General features: G+C 35.1%; 22 protein-coding genes. 18 read left to right on the plus strand and 4 right to left on the minus strand.

Annotation, left to right across the window (positions count from 1 at the left end; genetic code table 11):
* The first annotated feature begins 81 nt into the window (after positions 1-81).
* The 12 genes from KKH39_03715 (at position 82) to KKH39_03770 (ending at position 14,201) form a co-directional block, all read left to right on the plus strand.
* Entirely contained in the window at positions 82-330 is a 249-nt protein-coding gene (locus tag KKH39_03715) for a pilin (protein MBU1203115.1), read from the plus strand.
* A 140-nt stretch (positions 331-470) separates the two neighbouring features.
* A complete protein-coding gene (gene uppS / locus KKH39_03720) occupies positions 471-1,163 on the plus strand; it encodes a di-trans,poly-cis-decaprenylcistransferase (protein MBU1203116.1) in 693 nt (230 codons plus the stop codon).
* Positions 1,164-1,205: 42 nt separating this feature from the next.
* On the plus strand, positions 1,206-3,284 hold the full coding sequence (locus tag KKH39_03725; GenBank protein ID MBU1203117.1) for a beta-propeller domain-containing protein: 2,079 nt from the start codon (positions 1,206-1,208) through the stop codon (positions 3,282-3,284).
* Positions 3,285-4,127: a class I SAM-dependent methyltransferase gene (locus KKH39_03730; protein MBU1203118.1), complete on the plus strand. Its 843-nt coding sequence runs from the start codon at positions 3,285-3,287 to the stop codon at positions 4,125-4,127. It abuts the gene before it with no gap.
* A 25-nt stretch (positions 4,128-4,152) separates the two neighbouring features.
* The gene (locus KKH39_03735) at positions 4,153-5,043 is read left to right on the plus strand and encodes a D-alanine--D-alanine ligase (protein MBU1203119.1); all 891 of its coding nucleotides are present in this window, start codon (positions 4,153-4,155) and stop codon (positions 5,041-5,043) included.
* A gap of 105 nt (positions 5,044-5,148) precedes the next feature.
* Complete coding sequence (gene secD, locus KKH39_03740) at positions 5,149-6,822, plus strand: protein translocase subunit SecD (GenBank protein MBU1203120.1); 1,674 nt, start codon at positions 5,149-5,151, stop codon at positions 6,820-6,822.
* 4 nt (positions 6,823-6,826) lie between these two features.
* On the plus strand, positions 6,827-7,726 hold the full coding sequence (gene secF, locus KKH39_03745; protein MBU1203121.1) for a protein translocase subunit SecF: 900 nt from the start codon (positions 6,827-6,829) through the stop codon (positions 7,724-7,726).
* Positions 7,727-7,864: 138 nt separating this feature from the next.
* On the plus strand, positions 7,865-8,965 hold the full coding sequence (locus KKH39_03750; protein MBU1203122.1) for a hypothetical protein: 1,101 nt from the start codon (positions 7,865-7,867) through the stop codon (positions 8,963-8,965).
* Positions 8,966-9,075: 110 nt separating this feature from the next.
* On the plus strand, positions 9,076-10,563 hold the full coding sequence (locus KKH39_03755; GenBank protein ID MBU1203123.1) for a hypothetical protein: 1,488 nt from the start codon (positions 9,076-9,078) through the stop codon (positions 10,561-10,563).
* A 2-nt stretch (positions 10,564-10,565) separates the two neighbouring features.
* Positions 10,566-12,311, plus strand: coding sequence for a type IV secretion system DNA-binding domain-containing protein (locus KKH39_03760; protein ID MBU1203124.1), 1,746 nt, complete (start codon positions 10,566-10,568; stop codon positions 12,309-12,311).
* A gap of 1 nt (position 12,312) precedes the next feature.
* Positions 12,313-13,821 carry an AMP phosphorylase gene (locus KKH39_03765; GenBank protein MBU1203125.1) on the plus strand — a complete coding sequence of 503 codons (1,509 nt, stop codon included), beginning with the start codon at positions 12,313-12,315 and terminating at the stop codon, positions 13,819-13,821.
* The gene (locus KKH39_03770; protein ID MBU1203126.1) at positions 13,815-14,201 is read left to right on the plus strand and encodes an NUDIX hydrolase; all 387 of its coding nucleotides are present in this window, start codon (positions 13,815-13,817) and stop codon (positions 14,199-14,201) included. The genes KKH39_03765 and KKH39_03770 overlap by 7 nt, the downstream gene beginning before the upstream one ends.
* Positions 14,202-14,319: 118 nt before the next feature.
* On the opposite strand, the gene KKH39_03775 is transcribed toward KKH39_03770, so the two are convergent.
* The gene (locus KKH39_03775) at positions 14,320-14,583 is read right to left on the minus strand and encodes a hypothetical protein (protein MBU1203127.1); all 264 of its coding nucleotides are present in this window, start codon (positions 14,581-14,583) and stop codon (positions 14,320-14,322) included.
* A 130-nt stretch (positions 14,584-14,713) separates the two neighbouring features.
* Between KKH39_03775 and mnmA the strand changes: the two genes are divergently transcribed.
* Both mnmA and KKH39_03785 read left to right on the plus strand, forming a co-directional pair.
* Positions 14,714-15,760, plus strand: a complete 1,047-nt coding sequence (gene mnmA / locus KKH39_03780; protein MBU1203128.1) for a tRNA 2-thiouridine(34) synthase MnmA — start codon at positions 14,714-14,716, stop codon at positions 15,758-15,760.
* 5 nt (positions 15,761-15,765) lie between these two features.
* The gene (locus KKH39_03785) at positions 15,766-16,386 is read left to right on the plus strand and encodes a peptidase E (GenBank protein MBU1203129.1); all 621 of its coding nucleotides are present in this window, start codon (positions 15,766-15,768) and stop codon (positions 16,384-16,386) included.
* A gap of 6 nt (positions 16,387-16,392) precedes the next feature.
* On the opposite strand, the gene KKH39_03790 is transcribed toward KKH39_03785, so the two are convergent.
* A complete protein-coding gene (locus tag KKH39_03790; protein ID MBU1203130.1) occupies positions 16,393-16,893 on the minus strand; it encodes a GreA/GreB family elongation factor in 501 nt (166 codons plus the stop codon).
* Between the two features lie 125 nt (positions 16,894-17,018).
* On the opposite strand from KKH39_03790, the gene KKH39_03795 reads away from it, so the two are divergent.
* Positions 17,019-17,678, plus strand: coding sequence for a class I SAM-dependent methyltransferase (locus KKH39_03795; GenBank protein MBU1203131.1), 660 nt, complete (start codon positions 17,019-17,021; stop codon positions 17,676-17,678).
* Positions 17,679-17,721: 43 nt separating this feature from the next.
* On the opposite strand, the gene KKH39_03800 is transcribed toward KKH39_03795, so the two are convergent.
* Positions 17,722-17,934 carry a hypothetical protein gene (locus KKH39_03800; protein ID MBU1203132.1) on the minus strand — a complete coding sequence of 71 codons (213 nt, stop codon included), beginning with the start codon at positions 17,932-17,934 and terminating at the stop codon, positions 17,722-17,724.
* 272 nt (positions 17,935-18,206) lie between these two features.
* Between KKH39_03800 and KKH39_03805 the strand changes: the two genes are divergently transcribed.
* Positions 18,207-18,410 carry a hypothetical protein gene (locus KKH39_03805; GenBank protein ID MBU1203133.1) on the plus strand — a complete coding sequence of 68 codons (204 nt, stop codon included), beginning with the start codon at positions 18,207-18,209 and terminating at the stop codon, positions 18,408-18,410.
* Between the two features lie 269 nt (positions 18,411-18,679).
* On the opposite strand, the gene KKH39_03810 is transcribed toward KKH39_03805, so the two are convergent.
* Entirely contained in the window at positions 18,680-19,237 is a 558-nt protein-coding gene (locus KKH39_03810; GenBank protein MBU1203134.1) for a type II secretion system GspH family protein, read from the minus strand.
* Positions 19,238-19,300: 63 nt separating this feature from the next.
* On the opposite strand from KKH39_03810, the gene KKH39_03815 reads away from it, so the two are divergent.
* Entirely contained in the window at positions 19,301-20,230 is a 930-nt protein-coding gene (locus KKH39_03815) for a hypothetical protein (GenBank protein ID MBU1203135.1), read from the plus strand.
* 13 nt (positions 20,231-20,243) lie between these two features.
* Positions 20,244-20,624, plus strand: coding sequence for a hypothetical protein (locus KKH39_03820; GenBank protein MBU1203136.1), 381 nt, complete (start codon positions 20,244-20,246; stop codon positions 20,622-20,624).
* Positions 20,625-20,841 lie beyond the last annotated feature (217 nt).

The following is a 20,841-nucleotide window of genomic DNA, read 5'->3' on the forward strand; positions in this document are numbered from 1 at the left end:
CTAGGGTTATTATTTCTGCCATCTACAGCTTTAGCAGTTGACCGATGGGGCATCAATGACTTTTCCTAAACTAATATTGCTTTGGGCAGTAAACCACTACGTGAGACAATTGGTGGGGTCGTCAATATTGCTTTGGGTTTTTTAGGCATCTTAGCCACATTACTTATTTTATGGGGCGGTTTTAAATGGATGACTTCTCAAGGTAACTCTGAGCAGGTTGATCAGGCCAAAAAAATTATTGGCGCCGGTGTGGTAGGATTAGTTATTATCCTAACTGCATATGCAATTTCAAGATTCGTATTGCAATCCTTGTACAACGAGACTATCTAGCTATAAGCATTTATGTGCAAGCTGCTTATTTTTACCTTTTAGGCTTTAGAGTAATAATTTATTTATTCAAACACCATCCCTATAGGGATGGTGTTTATTATTAGTTACCAAATTTATGATTTTACGCTATACTATAGTATATGAAGCAAGAAGTTCCCAAACACATAGGCATTATTTTAGATGGCAATCGGCGTTGGGCCAAAGCAAAAAATTTGTCCAGCCTAGAAGGTCATCGTCAGGGTTTTAGTAATGTCAAAAAAATAACCCGATATACATACTCAAAAGGTATTAAAATTTTAAGTATTTATGCTTTTTCTACCGAAAATTGGAATCGTAGCAAAGAAGAAGTGAGTTACCTAATGGGATTGTTTAAGTTACTTCTAACTAAAGAAATCAATGCCTTAAATAAAGAGGGGGTAAAAATTAATATCTTTGGACGTATTAGTGATTTTGATGATAAGTTAAAAAAATTGATTGTCCAAGCTCAAGATAAAACTTCAAAAAATAACAAGGCCATTTTAAATATTTGCATCAGCTATGGCGGTAGAGATGAGATTGTGCGGGCTGTCAAAAAAATTGTAGAGCAAAATATACCCGCCAATAAAATAACAGAAGAACTAATCTCTCAAAATCTAGATTCAGCCAACATTCCAGATCCTGACTTGATAATACGTACTTCTGGTGAATTGAGACTTTCTGGATTTTTGACCTGGCAATCTGTATATAGTGAACTGTATTTCCCAAAAGTCACTTGGCCTGATTTTAGCGAAAAAGATTTGGACTTAGCCCTAGAAGAATATAATAAAAGACAAAGACGTTTTGGGGCTAATTAATTTTGTGTTATAATAACAAATATAAAAAATAACTATAATTTTATGGCAAAAATCAAAAGAAAAAAAAGAGAGAATACTAAAAATAAAGGTATGCTAAACCTTTTAAAAAATAAATTTGGACTTACACCGCTATATCTGATGTTTTTGATCCTTTTATCAGCCGTAGCTTTGGTGATTATAATATCAAATGTTGACAATGACTCGACTAAAAGTATTGTAAAAAATTTCCCTATTTTAAATAACAATCATAACACTGAACTCAAAAAATTTGCTTCAGCTGAAGAATTTGAAGATTATCTACAAAGCAGTGAAGATATCAGTGGCTCTTACAATATGATGGGTATCAGAAATATAGCCATGCCTATGATGGAGGAGTTTGCCATGGATTCGGCTGTAAAAACTGATTCAGCTATAGGCACTGGTGGCGCCTCATCAATGCCTAATAGGATTTCTGAGACAAATGTCCAGGTTTCTGGCATTGATGAGCCTGATATCCTAAAAACAGATGGAAAAGAAATCTATTTTTCAAATGCTGATACTTACTACTGGCGTATGATGCCTGAGGCGATCCTAGATGTAGAAAGTGATGCTATTTTGCCTAGGCCGGATGTATATTATACAACCAAACTATTTAATGCTTGGCCACCTAATGATCTAAAGCTTGATTCAGAAATTAATCTATTGGGAAATCTACTTTTATCTGACAACAATCTAATGATACTTTCTGGACAAAGGGTTGATACCTTTGATGTTTCAAATAAGGAAAATCCCGAACAAAAATGGGAATTAAAGCTTGATAGCCGTAGCAGTATTGTGACTTCACGATTATACAATAACAAATTATATTTGATAGTGCAGAATCCTCTCAATCGCTATAATCCTTGTCCTATTATGCCATTATCTATTGGTGGTAGTGATTTAAAAATTGCCTGTACTGATATTTATCACCCTATAAACCCCAGTCCAGTTGATGCGACTTTTGTGGCTATGGTCATCAATCCTGAAAATGGCCAGGTAGAAAATAAAGTATCCTTTTTGGGTTCGACTTATTCCTCAACTGTCTATATGTCCCAAAAAAATCTATATGTGACATATAATGACCAAATTGATATGTTTGAGTTTATGCTAGAATTTTTAAATACAGAAGTTAAAGATTTGCTACCACAAAGTGTCCTAGCCAAATTAAATAAAATTAATACTTATGATATTAGTTCAAATTCCAAAATGACTGAAATGCAAATACTTTTGGAAGAATGGCTGTCTTCTACCAATGATGATCAATTACTAAAATTAGAAAGTGAACTAGAAAATAGAGCTGATAAATATTTTGAGGAACATAAACGCCAAATGTACGGCACAGGTATTGTAAAAATTGGTTTGAATAAACTAGCTATTGAAGCTAATGGACGAGTTCCCGGTACTTTGTTAAATCAATTTTCTTTGGATGAATATGATGACCATCTACGAGTAGCTACTACAGTCGGCAATCGTTGGGGATTTGGTATGTCTGGAGCAGTAGAAGAAGCTAATGATGTCTATGTGCTAGATAAAAATCTTAAGACAGTCGGATCTGTCACTGACTTGGGATTATCAGAGAGGATATATTCAGCTCGTTTTGTAGGTCCAAATGGATATTTAGTCACCTTTAGACAGACCGATCCATTTTATGTGATTGATCTAAGTGACCACAAAAATCCAAAAATGGTGGGTGAATTAAAAATTCCTGGTTATTCATCGTACTTACATCCAATATCTGATACTAAAATACTTGGAATTGGCATGGAAGGTGGACAGGTAAAAATATCATATTTTGATGTTTCCAATCCGACAGAACCAAAAGAAATTGACAAATATAGTCTGAGTGATTATGGTTCTGATGCTCTTTATAATCACCATGCCTTTTTATTAGATTCAAAACACCAAGTATTTTTCTTACCTTCTTACAAAGGCGGCTACGTATTTTCTTATGCCAATGACAAACTGGAGCTAGTCAGAGCAGTCAGCGTAAATAATGTAAAGCGAGCTTTGTATCTGGAGGATTATATGTATATTGTAGCTGATGAATATATGGCCATACTTGATGAAAACAATTGGGAAAAAGTAAATGAAATTGATTTCTAAATGTCGGATGAAATATACCTAAATAAAAGCCAAGAACAAAAGGACTATTACAACCAAACAGCCTCATCTTATGATAGATGGCATATTGATCCAGCTAGCGCTAAAGTGGTTGATTTATGGAATTTTGATAATTTAGCCAAATTTTTGGCTAATAAAAAAATTACCAAGGCCTTGGAACTTGGTTCTGGTACAGGACGTCTAGCTAATAATCTATTTAAGATAGCTAAAAATGTGTATGGTATAGACGCTTCCGAAGCAGTACTCAAAATAGCCCAAGAAAAATATCCCCAATTAAAATTGACTTGTGGCGAGGTGGTAAATTTACCTTATCAGAATAATTTTTTTGATCTGGTCATTATAAACGGATCTTTGCACCATTTTTTTGCTGTAGAAAAAACTTTTCAAGAAGCTTACCGTGTATTAAAACCAGGCGGGGCATTTGTGCTGCTAGGTGAGCCTAGTTCTCAATTTTTAAAAGCTTATAATCCGTTTTTTTATTTTTGGGTTTTAAATAGATTAGTGGCAAAAATATTTAGTTTGCTCTTTGGCCAAAAATTTAATAATGAAATTATAGAGCCTGATGCGGAGAGTTATAAACCTTGGCTTTTAAAAAAACAACTACAAAAGGCTGGGTTTTACACCCACGCTTTTTATACTTATGATTATTTCAATAGGTCAAACAACAAACTCTGGCTAAAAATATATCGCTCATACCTAAATTTTGAAAACAAAACAATTGCCAAAATTTTTCCATACCTTGGTATGGCCATTCAAGCTTTTACTATTAAAAAATTAACCCCGCACCTTTTGCCGGGGGATAAAATAATAAAAGATAATAATTAATCGCACAAAAGGTGCGGGGTAAATTATGAAAGTAGCTGTTTTGACAGGATCAGAAAGCTCAGAAAGAAGTGTTGCTTTAGCCTCATCAAAAAATGTTGTTGAAGCGCTGAGCAAAAAACATCAAGTAGACATATATGATTTTCCAACTGATCTGGACAAATTTTTGAACAACTATAAAAATTATAATGCCGCCGTACCTGTTTTTCATGGCCCAGGAGGAGAGGATGGGAAAATCCAAGGATTTTTAAACACCCTAAAAGTTCCTTTTATTTTTTCTGATGTAGAGGCTCATGCGGTTGCTATGGACAAGGGTCTTAGCAAATTTATTGCGGAAAAAATTGGTTTGCTTACCTCAGCTTATAAAATTATTTATAATTATCAAGATTTAGATTTTACCAAGCCAGTAGTTGTCAAACCTCTGGTCGGCGGTAGCTCCATAGGCATATCTATTGTTCATGACAAAAATTCCTTGGACAAAGCTCTGAAAAATGCTTTTAATTACTCAGATAAGGTATTGATAGAGGATTATATAGAGGGAAAAGAACTAACTGTAGCGGTCATTGATCAAAATGATGAAACAATTGCTCTGCCAGTTATAGAGGTCAGGTCAAAGAATAATTTTTTTGATTATGAAAGTAAATATGACGCCACACTAGCTGAGGAAATATGTCCGGCACCAATCAGTGAAAAATTAGCCAAAGAGCTACAAAGCCAGGCTATCAAAATCCACCAAGCTATCGGCATAAGGCATATTAGCCGCACAGATTTTATAGTTTCGGACAATAAAATATATTTTTTAGAAGTAAATACTATACCGGGAATGACTAATGAATCCTTGCTCCCAAAAGCTATAAAAGCGGCTAATAAAGATTTTGGCCATTTACTGGATATGTGGTTAAATTCCGTAATAAAATAGATATTAAATTCTAGTCCACGCTAATTCTTGTTTTTTTACTGTCTTATCTTGCCAAATCTGCTATTTGTGCTAAAATACTGACATTGTGATTTTACCTAAGAATATATGAATAAATACAGTAAAGTTTCAAACATTGGCCAAGTAACAACCACAAAGGTAAGGATAACCTTTGTCTTTATTTTTTTACTTACTTTATTTGGCGCTATGATTGTCTGGCCTAGTTCCCCGGGCTGGTTTGGTAAATTTAAGGTCCACTTGGGCCTAGATTTACAAGGGGGTACTCATTTGGTCTATCAGGCTGATGTATCAGCTCTTGATAATGCCGAAAAAAAAGATGGTGTAGAGGCACTACGAGAAGTAATAGAGCGTCGTGTCAATGCTTTTGGAGTTTCCGAACCAGTTGTTCAAACCAACTATAGTGGCGATAACTATCGTATTATAGTTGAGCTGGCTGGTGTAAAAGATGTCAATGAAGCAATTTCTATAATTGACAAAACACCTTTATTGGAATTTAAAATACAAGGTGAAGCCGCTCCTATCCCAAGCGATGAAAATACTGATCAGGCTGAAGATCCAATTTTGATAAAAGCCAATGAAGTATTGGCCAGTGCTTTGGCTGGTGAAGATTTTGCCCAATTAGCCAAGGAATATAGTGAAGATCCCGGCTCATCAGTAAATGGAGGAGACCTTGATTATGTTTCACGCGGAGTTTTTGTACCAGAATTTGATAAAGCTATTTTTGATGATTTAAAGCCCAATGAAATATCTCCAGAGCTTGTAGAATCGCAATATGGTTATCATATTATCAAAAAGTATGATGAAAGACTAAATGACCAAGGTGAAATAGAAGTCCATGCCGCCCATATTTTGTTTAGAAAAGATGATGCTGATTTATCAAATATTGTCTGGGAAGATACCGGACTGACTGGTCGGGATGTAAAAAAAGCTCAACTTACTTTTGAAAGTACTACCCAACAACCTTTGGTAATCCTAAACTTCAATGACACCGGAAAAGAATTGTTTGCCCAGATTACTACTGAGCATGTAGGTGAGCCAGTGTCTATATTTTTGGACGGTCAATTGATATCTAGTCCAGTAGTTCAGGAGCCAATTCGTGATGGTCAAGCTCAAATATCTGGTAATTTTACCATAACTGAAGCTCGTGAATTGGTAAAAAATCTAAATTTAGGTGCTTTACCTGTGCCAATTGAATTAATCAGTCAGACTACTGTTGGCGCTAGTTTGGGTGCTGAATCAGTCCAAAAAAGCCTTTTTGCTGGTATTATTGGTCTTTTGGCAGCTGCCTTATTTATGCTCGTATTTTATCGCTTACCTGGTTTTATATCTGTGCTGGCTTTGGTAATATATACGGTCTTAAGTTTGGCAATATTTGAAATTATCCCCGTTACTATGACCTTGGCTGGTGTAGCCGGATTTATCCTATCTATTGGTATGGCCGTTGACGCTAATATTCTTATTTTTGAACGCACCAAAGAGGAATTACGTGATGGCCGCAGCCTAAACTCAGCCATTGAAAATGGTTTTGTAAGAGCTTGGTCTTCAATCCGTGATTCAAATATATCATCAATTATCACCTGTCTGATTTTGGCTTGGTTTGGTACTTCTATTGTCAAAGGTTTTGCCATAACTCTAGCTATAGGTATTTTAGTGTCTATGTTTTCTGCTATTACTGTCACTAGGACATTGCTAAGGATGACGGTAAATAAAAAATTAGAAGGAAAACTAGCATTATTTGGTGTATCAAAAAAGAATAAATAAATATATGTACGACATTATTGGAAAAAGAAAAATTTGGTATTCAATCTCCGGAATATTAGCCGCTACCTCGATTATTATATTAATAATCTGGGGTTTAAGGCTTAGTATTGATTTTACTGGTGGTAGTATTTTGGAAATTTCTTATGAAAATCAAAGACCAAGTATGCAGCAAATCCAAGATAGTTTGGCCGATATTGGTTTAAATGGTCTAAAAATCCAACCTAGCGCTGAGAAAGATTACTTACTGCGTTTTGAAGAAGTAGATGAAACTACTCACCAAGAAATTATAGACAAATTATCAGACATACAAGTAGAGGATCTCAGCGAAAATAAATTAACTGAACAAAGGTTTGAGGCTATTGGACCAGTGATTGGTAATGAACTAAAAAATAAGGCTATTGAAGCTATTCTTATAGTTTTGGTGTTTATTATTTTATATATTGCCTACGCTTTTAGAAAAGTGTCAAAACCAGTGGCTTCTTGGAAATATGGCTTGTCAGCCATTGTTGCGCTAGCCCATGATATTTTGATTATTACCGGTATATTTGCCGCTTTAGGTCACTTTGGTATTGTAGAAATTGATAGCTTATTTGTGACCGCTTTGCTTACTATATTAGGTTTTTCAGTTCATGACACCATTGTTACTTTTGACAGGATAAGAGAAAACCTATTTAAAAATCAAGATAAAACATTTAAAGAAATAGTAAATATTAGTGTCAATCAAACTATCGTCCGATCAATCAACACCTCATTTACGACCCTTTTGGTGCTCTTGGCCATCTATTTCTTTGGTGGTAAGAGTATAAATCACTTTATTTTGGCTCTTATTTTAGGTGTAATGATTGGTACTTACTCCTCAATATTTATTGCGGCACCACTTTTATTAGCCTTCCGCAAAAAGTAAAAAAATAGCTAAAAATAGACAATATTTGCCAAGCCTCAATATCTATGTATTGGGGCTTGACTTATTTTAATAAATATGTTACTTTATAGGGGATTTATTAATTAGACAAATTTTTCAATAAATTGTAAAGATAAGCATATGTCTTCAATTTTAGACCAAGTTATTAGCTCAAAGTACCAGTCAAAGCTGGCTGATTTTGATCCTCATCAAACTCTGCAGAATATTTTGACTGCTTTAGCTGAACGTGAACAAGAAATTATCAAACTACGCCATGGTTTGTCCGGATACGATAAAAAAACTTTGGAGGATATTGGCAGTAAATATAATGTCACTCGTGAAAGAATCCGCCAGATTGAAAATAGCTCACTGAAAAAAATCAACAAAAACTTTAATCAGACTATACTAAAAGAAATTGAGGATATTGCTAATTCTACTCTTTCCGAACACGGTGGTTTGATGTCAGAAGATCATTTGGTAGCTGAATTGCTTTCCATACCAGGCGACAACGAGGCAAACAGATCAGCAATTGCTTTTATACTAAATCAATTACTAAGCCATAGGTTTTATTTTGTCAAAGGAAACAAACACTATTATAGTTATTGGAAAACTCCAGAAGCCAATGAAGATGTGTTTCATGATACTATAGACAGAATTAGGGTTTTGGTAGATAACCACGGTGAACCAATTGTCTTGGAACATTTGATTGAAAAAGTTAAAAATTCTGATTTTTATACAAACAATGACGACTTAACTGACCGAGTAGTTATCAACTACATCAACGTTACCAAAAAGTTAAAAGCCAATCCTTATGGCGAATGGGGTTTAGCTGAGTGGAATACCATCACTCCACGTCGCATGAATGATAAAATATTTATTGTTTTGCAAAAAACCGGCAAACCAATGCACTTTACTGAAATTGCCAAAGTTATCAATGACATGGAGTTTGACCATAGAAAAGCCTATCCAGCTACTATACATAATGAACTTATTTTGGATAATAAATATGTCTTAGTAGGCCGCGGTATTTATGCTCTCAAAGATTGGGGATATAAGCCTGGCGTTGTAGCCGATGTAATTGCCGAAATTCTCCAAGAAGCTGATAGAGCAATGAGTAAGAAAGAAATTATTGCTGAAGTGCTCAAAAAAAGAATGATCAAAGAAACTACTATCACTTTGGCCTTGATGGACAAAAAAAGATTTAGCCGAGATGAAAAAGGTAGATACATACTAAAACAGTAACATTTTAAACTAAAACTTTATAAAAACACCTTCCACAATATTTTTAGAGGGTGTTTTTATTTGTAGACTTTAAAAAAATGTCTAAAAAGGGTATAATATAAATACATAATATGGAAATTGTAGTTGATTTTTCAGAATTACTTAGGGTAGCAGACCAAGGTGGCTTGGAATTATTTTTATATTTCTTTACTAGAGGCGCTTGGCTTGTTTATATTTGGGTAATAGTCTGGGGCGGATACCAAGTTTGGATATTGAGCAAACAGACAAAATGGTTTTCTACCAACAAGTTTATACTATTGGCAATTGACGCGCCAAAAGACACTGAACAAACTCCCAAAGCTGTAGAACAGTTATTTTCTACTGTTTCTGGTGCTCACGAACCCTTAAGTAAAAAAGAAATGTATTACTTGGGCAAATTTCAATTAGCTTTTGCTTTTGAAATTGTCTCTATTGATGGCTATGTTCAATTTTTAATTAGAACTCCAAGCCATTGGCGAGATTTGATAGAAAGCTCTATTTATTCTCAATATCCTGACGCTGAAATTACAGAAGTAGAAGATTATACCAAAGATGTCCCTGATAGTTTCCCCAATGATAATATAAATATTTGGGGGACTGAAGTAATATTATCTGCTAAAGATGTCTACCCAATTAGGACTTATACTCAATTTGAGGACGCTGTTTCTGGAGAATTCAAAGATCCTTTATCATCACTTATTGAGACTATGAGTAAAATCCAGATTGGTGAACAAGTTTGGTTGCAATTTATTGTAAAACCTACTGGGTTTGATTGGATAAAAAAAAGTTTAAAAGAGGCTTATAAAATAGCCGGTAAAAAAGCGCCTGAGAGCAAAGGTATACTCAGTCGAATGTTTGGCCCAATTTTTGGGATATTCTTTCTTTCTACTGGCGAGCCTATGATTTGGCCAAATGACAATACAGCCTCTTCTAGCTCCAAAAAAGATGATATGCCAAGTTTGATGCTGCATCTGACTCCAGGAGAAAAAAGTGGCATAGAAGCTATTGAAAATAAAGCCAGTAAAACCGGCTTTGAATGCAAAATTAGGCTAATTTATATATCTCCGCCTGAGCAATACCAACCAAGTAGAGTAGTAGCTTCTGTATTTGGATCTATAAAGCAATTTAATACCCTAGATCTCAATGCCTTCAAGCCTGATAAAAGAACCAAAACCAAAGCCGAATACTTTTTCCCAAAACGGCGAGTAAACTACCGTCGCAGCAAGATTATGCGAGCTTACAAAGCCAGAAGTACTGTCATGGGACATAGTTCTTTTATACTTAATACAGAAGAATTGGCCACTGTCTGGCATTTTCCAAGCAAATTCATCAAAGTACCTCTTCTCCAACGTACTGAAGCCAAAAAATCAGAAGCTCCATCCAGCTTGCCTATTGGTATTGTCAGTGATATGGCCAAAGATGAATTATCATCAGATCTTAGAAATCAATTAAAGAATACGGAGTTCAGTGTAAACTTACAAGATAAACACTTTGAAGAACGTTTTGCTAAAAAAGACTCATCTACTGTGGAAGCGCCCCAACACAAAGGCACTCCACCGCCTAATTTACCTACAGTTTAAACATGCCTACTGAGAAAGTTACAATATTTGCCCAGACCAATTATCGCAATTCTAATGTCAAGTTTGGTATAAAAAATGACGACCGCCGCCGCCATATGTATTTTATTGGAAAAACCGGTATGGGCAAATCTACTGTTTTAGAAAATATGATTATTCAGGATATTCAATCTGGCAAAGGCGTTTGTGTAGTTGATCCTCATGGAGATCTGGTAGAAAAAGTCATCAATTTTGTACCACCACATCGTATCAATGACGTTATATATTTCAATCCTTCAGACCTTGATTTCCCTATTGGCTTTAATGTGCTAGAAAGTGTAGATCCTAGCCAAAGGCATTTGGTTGTATCAGGTCTAATCGGTGTATTTCAAAAAATTTGGGCAGACTCTTGGGGACCTCGTTTGGAATATGTGCTTCATCATGCTATTTCCGCTTTATTGGAATACCCTGGCTCAACCCTTTTGGGAATCATGCGTATTTTGACTGACAAGGCCTTTCGAAAAAGAGTCGTAGAAAAAATAACTGATCCTGTAGTAAAAGCTTTTTGGGTGGAAGAGTACTCAAAATATCCTGATCGTTTTCAGGCTGAAGCAATTGCTCCAATACAAAATAAAGTAGGTAGATTTTTGTCCTCTTCTTTAATCAGAAATATTTTAGGTCAAGTCAGATCTTCTTTTACTATGCGTGAAATCATGGACGACCAAAAAATACTCCTCCTAAATCTATCAAAAGGACGAGTTGGAGAAGATAATTCGGCTCTTTTAGGAGCTATGATGATTACCAAAATACAATTGGCCGCTATGAGTAGAGTAGATACCCCCGAAGAAGAAAGAAAAGATTTTTATCTTTATGTTGATGAGTTCCAAAATTTTGCCACTGAATCTTTTGCCAATATATTATCAGAAGCTAGAAAATATCGCCTAAATCTAATCTTGGCTCATCAATACATAGAGCAGCTTGATGAAAAAGTAGCGGCCGCAGTTTTTGGCAACGTCGGCACATTAGTGGCCTTTAGAGTAGGTGCGGCTGACGCTGAATTTTTAGAAAAAGAATTTTTCCCTATCTTTACTCAGGAAGATTTGGTCAACTTATCCAAATTTGATATTTATATAAAATTAATGATTGATGGCGTGACTTCCGGCGCTTTTTCTGCCGGCACTTTAGCTCCAGCAAATTTGGAAGATCACGGTATTGATATAAAAGCAAAAGTAGTCAAAGTAACTAGAGAAAGATATGCAAAATCACGTGAATTAATTGAAGATAAAATTATTCGTTGGAGCGAAAACAAGGGAGAAGAAGTATTGGATGAAAAACCTGTAGAAAAGCCGGATTTTAAACCAATAAATAAAAAAACAAAGCCAATAAATAAAAAATTGGACAGATCGGGAAAGACCTATGATGCTATTTGTACTCTATGTGGAAAAGATACTAAGCTAAATTTTGATCCTGATCCATCTAAGCCTATATACTGTCGTGAATGTTTGGACTTATCAAGAAAAGGTTTGGTTCCCTCACCAGCTAGTATCAAAATAATATCTGATGATGAACCCGAAAAAGAATTTACTTCTTTGGCTGATGCCCTGGCGGGAGCAAAATCTAAGATAAAAAAACAAGAAAACAAGAAAGAAGAAAAAAAACCTGAAAAAAAGGATATAGCGCCAAAAGAGGAAAAACCTAAACAAGAAGAGCAAAAACAGCAAGCTAATAACCAAAGCCATGTAGTAGAACCTGGCCAAATAATAAAATTTTAATATGCCATACTACCTTAAAATAAAAAAACTAGACATTAAAACCGGCCAATCTAATATAGCTTTGCTCAATGTGGATGAGGCAATGCGCTACGGTATCAAAGCTGGTGATAAAATCAAAATAAGCTGGCAAAATAAATCTGTCATTGCTGAAGCAAATACCAGCCACAAAAGAGTTAAGCCTGGCTCAATAGGGCTTTACAAAGATATTTGGGACAAGGTTGATATACAAACTAACACCATAGCTCAAATTGATTTTCTACAACGCGCCAAATCTATTCAGGCTATTAAAAAAAGGCTTTTGGGCAAAAAACTTACTTATGATGATTTTTATCAAATATTTTCTGATATTTCCAATGGAATATTGACCAGAACTGAGACCACTTATTTTGTGGCTTCCAGTTTTATACGAGATTATGATGACCAGGAGCTTTATTATATGACCAAAGCTATGGCTGAGACAGGGGAAATGCTTAAATTTAATTCTAAAATTGTAGTTGATAAGCATTCGGTCGGCGGACTAGCGGGAAATAGAACTACTATGGTAGTAATTCCTATCATAGCCAGCCTTGGCTTAACCATTCCCAAAAATTCTTCCCGAGCTATCACATCACCAGCTGGTACGGCAGATACTATGGAAGTATTAGCGCCGGTTTCTTTTTCAGCGGCTGAGATAAAAAAAATTGTCCAAAAAACCAACGGTTGTTTAGTCTGGGGAGGCGGATTAAATTTGGCACCAGCCGATGACAAAATATTACAAGTATCCTATCCACTGTCTATGGAGCCCTACGATAAAATGCTGGTATCAATAATGGCTAAAAAAGTAGCTAGCGGTGTCACTCATCTGGTGATAGACATGCCTGTTGGTCCTACTACCAAAATACCAAATATGAAAATAGCCAAAGAGCTGGTTCGAAAATTTAAATACTTGGCTAAAAAATTTAATATAAAAATTAGAGTAATAATAATAGAAACCGAAGACCCAGTTGGTATGGGCGTAGGTCCGGCCTTAGAAGCTAGAGATGTACTTAGAGTCCTCCAACAAAAAGACAACTACCCAGCTGATTTGGCCAATAAGGCCATTCATTTGGCCGGAGAGCTCTTAGAATTAGCTGGCAAGGCCAAGAAGGGTAAAGGTGCTCAAATGGCCTGGAAAAGCCTAGAATCAGGCGCTGCTTGGCGCAAAATGCAAGAAATTATCAAAATTCAAGGTGGTAATCCAGAAGTTGACCCAAATGATATTGTCTTGGCTGCTCACAAAAAATATTATAATTCTCCAAAATCAGGCTGTATTACCTTTACTGACAATAAAGCTATCAATACCATTGCTCGTATTTTAGGTGCTCCAGCAGATAAGCTAGCCGGTATTTATCTAAACAAAGAATATGGCGATCACGTCAAAAAAGGAGAAAGACTATTTACTCTTTATGGACGCACCAAAGAAAGAATATCTCTAGCGGACAAAGCCTTAGAAAAATTATTGATCTTTAAAATAACCAAGAAAAAATGCTAGCTCAAAAAATAATCATTGCCTCTGGTCCAGTGATAGTAGAGGACAATAAAGTGCTCCTAAATAACCATGGTGATACTAACTTTTGGAAATTTTGCGGTGGCAAAGTAGAAAGCTTTGATAGCGACCTTATAGCCGCGGCCAAAAGAGAAGTGAAGGAAGAGATGGGAATTGATATTACCATACTGGATGAAAAACCATTTTTGTTTCACACAAAAAAAGATGGCCAAGACGTGATTTTGGTGCATTTTTTGGCCAAAAGAATTGAAGATATTTTCCCTAATAAAGAAATACGTGATTGGAAGTGGTTTGATCTGGATAATCTGCCGGATAATTTGGCTCCAAACATAATACCCACCTTAAAACATTTTAAATTTATATAAGAAAAAAGACCCTTGTGATTGCAAGGGTCTTTTTCAACTGATCACTGTTTGATCAGTAATAGAGGTGGTTTGGTATCACTATCAGCTAAAAACGCTGCCTGTCCCTCTCGGGCACCCTCTAAAGGCTGGTATTTAGCCCAATGAAGTCTGCAAGCATTTCTTCAAGCTTGGCCTGAAGATGAGGGTATCTAGGGTTGATAGAAACTACCACCCTAGGACACTCCACTTGGCAATCATAATCCAAATCATGCCAAGCTACTTGCCAGCCACGCTTGGCTAGAAATAAGACCAAGCCTTCGGCTGATATGTTGTTGAGAGTGATGGTCGCTTGAAAAGCAACTGGGTCAATACAAACTGTACCAGAGTAGTCCAAGTGAGCCATTATGACCTCCTTGTAAGGTTTTGTAGGGTACCAAGAGCTAAGTAATAGCATATATTTTCTATATTTTTTAGTCAAGACCGAGGCAAAGGATTGCCAAAAAACTAGGCCTTATGGTATAGTTTTTTTGTTTATGATCAAAAAAACAGACAAAATATTAGTAGCCTTATCTGGCGGGGTAGACTCAGCCGTTGTTTTATATCTTTTAAAAAAACAAGGTTATGATGTATCTGCCGCCTTTATGAAAAATTTTTCTGAAAAAGTAAATATCAAAGGTGATTGTCCGTGGAAAGAAGACAGACTAATGGCTTATAGAGTGGCCACTTACCTAAAAATCCCCATCCAAACTTTTGATTTTCAAAAACAATATCACGATAAAATAGTTGATTATATTTTTAAAACTTACCAAAAAGGCCAAACACCAAATCCCGATGTACTGTGCAATAATGAAATAAAATTTAAATTATTTTTAGAGCAGGCCAAAAAACTTGGCTTTGATAAAATTGCTACTGGTCATTACGCTCAAATAAAAGAAGATAAAAATGGCTATCATTTACTGCGAGGCAAAGACCCAAACAAAGACCAATCATATTTTTTGTCCGGTCTGACTCAAGAGCAACTGTCTCAGGCTATTTTCCCAATTGGTGATATTATAAAATCAGAAGTCAGACATATTGCCAAACGAGCCAAACTACCTAATGCTGAAAAAAAAGACAGCCAAGGTATTTGCTTTATTGGCAAAATTGATCTTAAGACTTTTTTGCAACAAAAAATAAAATCAAAGATAGGGGACATTGTAGACACCAAAGGAAATAAGCTAGGAACTCACCCTGGCGTTTGGTATTTTACCATTGGTCAGAGAAGGGGATTGGATCTAGCTGGGGGACCATGGTATGTAGCCAAAAAAAACATAAAAAATAACCAACTAATTGTGGCCAAAGGTGATGACGAAGAACTACTCACCAAAACTGTCCAGATATCTGCTATTCATTGGCTGGCTAAAGAATACAAACTACCATTAAAAACCAAGGCTCAAATCAGATACCGTCAAGCTGCCCAAAACGTCACTCTATACAAAGACAAAGTTATATTTAAAACTGGCCAAAAAGGCGTAGCTAGTGGCCAAATTTTGGCAGTCTACCAAGGCCGAGAATTAATTGCCAGTGCAAATATTATATAAAATATATGAAACAAACAATAATTTTAGGTTCGGATTCTAGTTTTGTATTAGACACTAACTTTCAAATCAATGGCCAAGATAAATCTCAAGTCAAATGGGCCTATATTACCACTGCCGGCAATGACGTGCCTGATGACAGTTATCTTGTCCGTACCAAAGCGGCCTTAGACAATAAAACTTGGGACTATCATGAGTATGATATTAGTGGCAAATCAGACAATGAAATATCGGAATTTTTAAAAGACAAAGACGCTATTTTTATGCAGGGTGGCAATACTTATTATTTATTAAAACAGATAAGACAATCAAATTTTAAAGAAGCGTTGAAAAAATTTTTGGCTGATGGCAAAGTATATGTTGGCACTAGTGCCGGTTCATACATAATGTGTCCTGATACTGATATGATGAATTGGAAAGACTCTAGTCGTTTCAACAAAAATGGCATTACAGATTTGACTGCTTTTGGTTTTGTACCGTTTCAAGTATTTTGTCACCTAAATAGACATCAGGAACAGGAAAAAGAAATAAAAAAATACGCCTCTTTGTCTCCATATAAGGTATATTTTTTAAATGATGGCGAGGGCTTATTGGTAGAGGATAGTCAAGTAATAAAATTAATCAAATAAACTTTTTCAATTTATTTTTATAATTTTATATTTTATAGTTTGATCTTCCCTTTTTAGCTCTACTATATCGCCAATTTTTTTACCCAAAAGCTCCTGACCAAGAGGGGAGACGTGTGATATCACTCCTTTAGCTGGATCACTTTCTAGGGAACCGAGTATTTGAAAGTTTTTGGTCTGAGTATTTACTTCTACAGTGACTACAGAACCAATTTGGACAACTTGGTTTTTTTTATTTGGTTCTATTATTTGAGCGCTACTAATTTGTTTGGTCAATCTACTGATCCTTTCGTTGGTTGAGCGAAGCCTACCTTTGGCAATCTGATATGCCGCATTTTCAGAAAAATCACCCATCAGAGCCAGTCTTTTTACCTCTTTGGCCAGCTCTGGTTGGATATGTTTTTTCAATTTTTCCAAGCTGACTTTAAGTTCAGCTAATTTTTCGGCTGTCATAAATGGGTCTGATTTCATAAAAGTATATTGTCCGCCTTTTCTAATTGGTACACGCATAATATATATATTTAATATGCTAGTATTATACTTTAAAAAATATAATATAGATAGCTGTTTAATTTTCAAAACAAAATCTTAGGTATTTTATTTTTTGTTAAAATAAGCTATTATTATATAAAATCATGCCTGATTGGGATAAAATTTACAAAGAATACTTCTCCAATGGAAAAAATTGGAGAGATATAAATGACGGGGTAATTCCGCAATGTTTTATAAATGGGATTAATCCTACTTTTAAAAAGCTTTTAAAGAACACAAAATTTAGAAAAAAATATGCTTTTGATATTGGTTGTGGTTATGGTAAATATTTAGTTTATTTAGCTTCCAAAGACTTCAATACAGATGGAATTGACGCCAGCAGCACATCTGTAAAAATGACAAAAAAAATCTTGGGTGACAAATCAGCTACAATAAAAAAAGCTGACATGTTTAATATGAAAATAATCAAAAACAAATATGATCTTATATTATCTGTTTCAACTATCAATCATGGCTATAAAAAAGACGTAGATAAACTAATAAAAGAAATTTATCAATCTCTATTGCCTAGAGGAAAAACATTCATTACTATTCCTGATAAAAAATGTATTAAAAACTGGCAGACCTTCAAAAAACATAAAATTATAGACCAAAATACTGTAACACCTTTAATTGGGCCAGAAAAGGGAATAATTCATAGTTTCTATACTAAAAAAGAAATACTTGAAATGTTTAAAAATTTTTCAAAAATAAAGATGGAAACTGATGTATCTGGTCAATGGGTCATAACAGCCACTAAATAAAAGAAAGCCCCTGGTAGATGAATACCAGAGGCTTATATATGCCTCAGACTTCCCTGAAGCAACCCCAACCCTGCCAAAGCGGTTGACCGTTGCGATCACGCTGATTATCCACCTGGATAAACACATCCTGGGTAATCTCCGTGCCCCAACCCAGGGTTCTTTCCCGAGGTGGATCACGCCTAATACCAGTAACTACGTGAATGCGTCCAGTGATGTTGCTTTTGACCTTTTGTTTTTTGACGAAGGGGCAAGACATAGTTTAGCCTCCTGTTGCTAACTCCATCTGAAGAGAACAAAAATGCCGCCTTTGATAGGCGACGAACTGTTATTTATATTAATTTTAAATAGTCAAAATATAAATAAAAAATCACCGCCTAGCAAATAAGTGGCTAAACCAAAAGTAAAATTGGCTAAATTGATGATTATTTATTCTCATAATTATTTATATTATATTATTTTGTATAATCTGTCAATGGTAGTCTAGAACCTATTTTATTGCTATAATATAAATAATATAATTAAAAAAATATGGAAAAAGAACTACAACAAAAAATAGAGGACTTACAAAGTAAGGTTGATCAAATGTATAAGTTGGCTATGACTGTCAAAAAAATGTTTATCTGGAGTATGATTTTGTCATTATTGTTTTTTGTAATACCACTAATTATCTTGATATTTATGCTGCCAAGTATGATAAATACTATAAGTGGGGCTTATTCTGGTCTGTTATAGATATTGACATATTTAGATTTTTATACTATATTAAAATATATTGCACAATTCACTGAGGCGCTGTATGGTTGGAATGGTTTCAACGAAAGACCGACAACTGCTACAATCTCAGCTGGGGACTCAAACGTTCTCACCAAGCCGAGTGACTGCCCTTGGGTAGTCTTTGAGAACTGGTCTTTCCGCGAACAACCAACCGCCACAACGGCGCCTCTCCCAAAAAATAGACCGACTCTTCGGAGCCGGTCTTTACTTTATCTAATTTTTATATTTTAGGGCATATCGGGTATATTGCCACCGCCCACACATGACCAAGCTGAATAGAGGTTATTGCCATTACAATCATCTGTTTGTGGACCAATTTCTCTCTTATAAAGAAGATAATAGAATTGTTTATATTTTTCATTTCTTACTGATGCTGGCAAAGTATTAAAGCCATGGCGAGTTAAAATATAAGCATAAGCTTCTCCAGTATAGTCATTTGCTACAACACCTGTATTTAATGGTTCATAAGGGATGTTTATTTCGGGCATGTAAGTATATAAGTTAGGAATCCAGGATTCATTATTTATCTTAGCTTGAATAGAATTACATATAACTGTAGCTGCTGGACCATAACACTCCGGATTAGGATAATAGCCATATTCATAATAAAATATATCCAAAGCTTTTTGAATCTGAATTATTTCAGCGACTCTCTCAGCATCCCGCGCCTTTTTTTTGGTGATACCAAGGTTGACTACCACTGAAGTAGACAAAATACCAATAATAGCAATTACTACTAATAATTCCAGTAAAGTAAAACCACGACTTTTATTATATTTTGACATAATATAATTATACCATTTTTTTTGTTTTTTTCAATAAATTGATTTTTTTGGTATAATGTATATATGATAAAAATATACTATTCAACTGCTCACAGTAATCGCATTACTAAAATTAAAAAAATCCGCGAGGGAGCTTGGCTTAATTTGGTTAATACTGATCATAATGATCTTAATAAAATTGCCAAATTGACAAAATTGGGCATCATAGATCTCCAAGATAGCATGGACATCAATGAGTTGCCTCGTATAGAACGACATAAAGATAGTTTGATAGTATTTGTCAGGACTCCAAAGGATCAAAGTACTGTATCTGACTTTTTATATACCCAATCAATGACCTTTGTCATAACTAGTCGTTATTTTATTACTATTTCTCCGGCAGAAAACCCAGCTATAAAATCCATCATCAAAGATGGTCTGACCTCAGCTACTACTCAAAGAGCTAGATTGTTGATAACTTTACTTCTCAAAATTGCCCAGTTATATACCGTCAGAATAAAAGAAATCAACAACGCTGTCATTTCCCGAAAAAAACACATTGACAGTATAAAAGATTCTGACATTGGTGCTCTGGTTAAATATGAAGATATTTTGAATCAGTATATTGCAGCTTTGATACCTATGAGAAATGTTTTTGAAAATATTATGACTGGCACTTACCTAGACATGTACAAAGATGACGAAGCCTTATTTGATGATATGATAAACAACATCCATCAGTCAGTAGATATCTGTCAGGTCAATCTAAAAAGCATTCGCAGCTTACGAGAATCATATCAGATAGTCTTTACCAATAGATTAAACAAAGTCATCCAGTTTTTGACCGCCTTTACTATCATAATGACTATACCAACAATCATTGCCAGCTTGTACGGTATGAATGTAAAACTTCCACTAGCTGAAAGCCCTTTTGCTTTTAGCTATATTCTACTGATATCGGCTTTTATAATAAGTCTATTTTTATATATATTTTATAAAAAAAAGTGGCTATAAAACTATAAAAACTATGAAAAAAATCATCCAATCTTTATTAATCTTAATTTTGCTGATAATTTTGGTTGCCCTAGCTATATTTTTTGCTAACCCAGGCGGTTTGCGAGACAAATTTTTTGGTTCATTGATAAATAGCTATCTCAGCCAAAATATCCCTGACTACAAACCAGTGGATAAAAATACTAATACAAATTATGATCATCCATATATGAATGATCAACAAGAACAAACTCTTTACAATATGGGTATTGATGTCAGCCAATTGCCTACATCTATTACGCCCGAGATGCAGAGTTGTTTTGTACAAAAATTGGGTCAAGATAGAGTAAATGAAATAATAGCTGGTCAGGCACCCAGCCCACTTGATCTATATAAGACTAAAGATTGTTTATAAAATATTTACCACAAACTTAAGAGCGCTATTTCTTGGAAACAGCGCTCTTTCAAGCAGATTGAGCGTCAGTCTGTTCGACTAGGAGACGTAGATCACGCGGTAAACGAGGAATTCTGGTAGCTATTGGATAAGCCAACCAACCAACCTTTGGTGCTAAAAGACAATTGCTGCAAGTTTCGTTGATTAGCCACACCCAGTGACTGCAATGCCTACAATA

This window comes from Patescibacteria group bacterium, assembly GCA_018819405.1.
Classification (GTDB): Bacteria; Patescibacteriota; Patescibacteriia; order UBA1558; family GWA2-36-10; genus XYD1-37-29.

Excerpts from the sequence above, each read along its gene's own strand:
- uppS (MBU1203116.1), top strand. The coding sequence starts at position 471 with ATGAAGCAAGAAGTTCCCAAACACATAGGCATTATTTTAGATGGCAAT.
- KKH39_03725 (MBU1203117.1), top strand. The coding sequence starts at position 1,206 with ATGGCAAAAATCAAAAGAAAAAAAAGAGAGAATACTAAAAATAAAGGT.
- KKH39_03730 (MBU1203118.1), top strand. The coding sequence starts at position 3,285 with ATGTCGGATGAAATATACCTAAATAAAAGCCAAGAACAAAAGGACTAT.
- KKH39_03735 (MBU1203119.1), top strand. The coding sequence starts at position 4,153 with ATGAAAGTAGCTGTTTTGACAGGATCAGAAAGCTCAGAAAGAAGTGTT.
- secD (MBU1203120.1), top strand. The coding sequence starts at position 5,149 with ATGAATAAATACAGTAAAGTTTCAAACATTGGCCAAGTAACAACCACA.
- secF (MBU1203121.1), top strand. The coding sequence starts at position 6,827 with ATGTACGACATTATTGGAAAAAGAAAAATTTGGTATTCAATCTCCGGA.
- KKH39_03750 (MBU1203122.1), top strand. The coding sequence starts at position 7,865 with ATGTCTTCAATTTTAGACCAAGTTATTAGCTCAAAGTACCAGTCAAAG.
- KKH39_03755 (MBU1203123.1), top strand. The coding sequence starts at position 9,076 with ATGGAAATTGTAGTTGATTTTTCAGAATTACTTAGGGTAGCAGACCAA.
- KKH39_03760 (MBU1203124.1), top strand. The coding sequence starts at position 10,566 with ATGCCTACTGAGAAAGTTACAATATTTGCCCAGACCAATTATCGCAAT.
- KKH39_03765 (MBU1203125.1), top strand. The coding sequence starts at position 12,313 with ATGCCATACTACCTTAAAATAAAAAAACTAGACATTAAAACCGGCCAA.
- KKH39_03770 (MBU1203126.1), top strand. The coding sequence starts at position 13,815 with ATGCTAGCTCAAAAAATAATCATTGCCTCTGGTCCAGTGATAGTAGAG.
- KKH39_03775 (MBU1203127.1), bottom strand. The coding sequence starts at position 14,583 with ATGGCTCACTTGGACTACTCTGGTACAGTTTGTATTGACCCAGTTGCT.
- mnmA (MBU1203128.1), top strand. The coding sequence starts at position 14,714 with ATGATCAAAAAAACAGACAAAATATTAGTAGCCTTATCTGGCGGGGTA.
- KKH39_03785 (MBU1203129.1), top strand. The coding sequence starts at position 15,766 with ATGAAACAAACAATAATTTTAGGTTCGGATTCTAGTTTTGTATTAGAC.
- KKH39_03790 (MBU1203130.1), bottom strand. The coding sequence starts at position 16,893 with ATGCGTGTACCAATTAGAAAAGGCGGACAATATACTTTTATGAAATCA.
- KKH39_03795 (MBU1203131.1), top strand. The coding sequence starts at position 17,019 with ATGCCTGATTGGGATAAAATTTACAAAGAATACTTCTCCAATGGAAAA.
- KKH39_03800 (MBU1203132.1), bottom strand. The coding sequence starts at position 17,934 with ATGTCTTGCCCCTTCGTCAAAAAACAAAAGGTCAAAAGCAACATCACT.
- KKH39_03805 (MBU1203133.1), top strand. The coding sequence starts at position 18,207 with ATGGAAAAAGAACTACAACAAAAAATAGAGGACTTACAAAGTAAGGTT.
- KKH39_03810 (MBU1203134.1), bottom strand. The coding sequence starts at position 19,237 with ATGTCAAAATATAATAAAAGTCGTGGTTTTACTTTACTGGAATTATTA.
- KKH39_03815 (MBU1203135.1), top strand. The coding sequence starts at position 19,301 with ATGATAAAAATATACTATTCAACTGCTCACAGTAATCGCATTACTAAA.
- KKH39_03820 (MBU1203136.1), top strand. The coding sequence starts at position 20,244 with ATGAAAAAAATCATCCAATCTTTATTAATCTTAATTTTGCTGATAATT.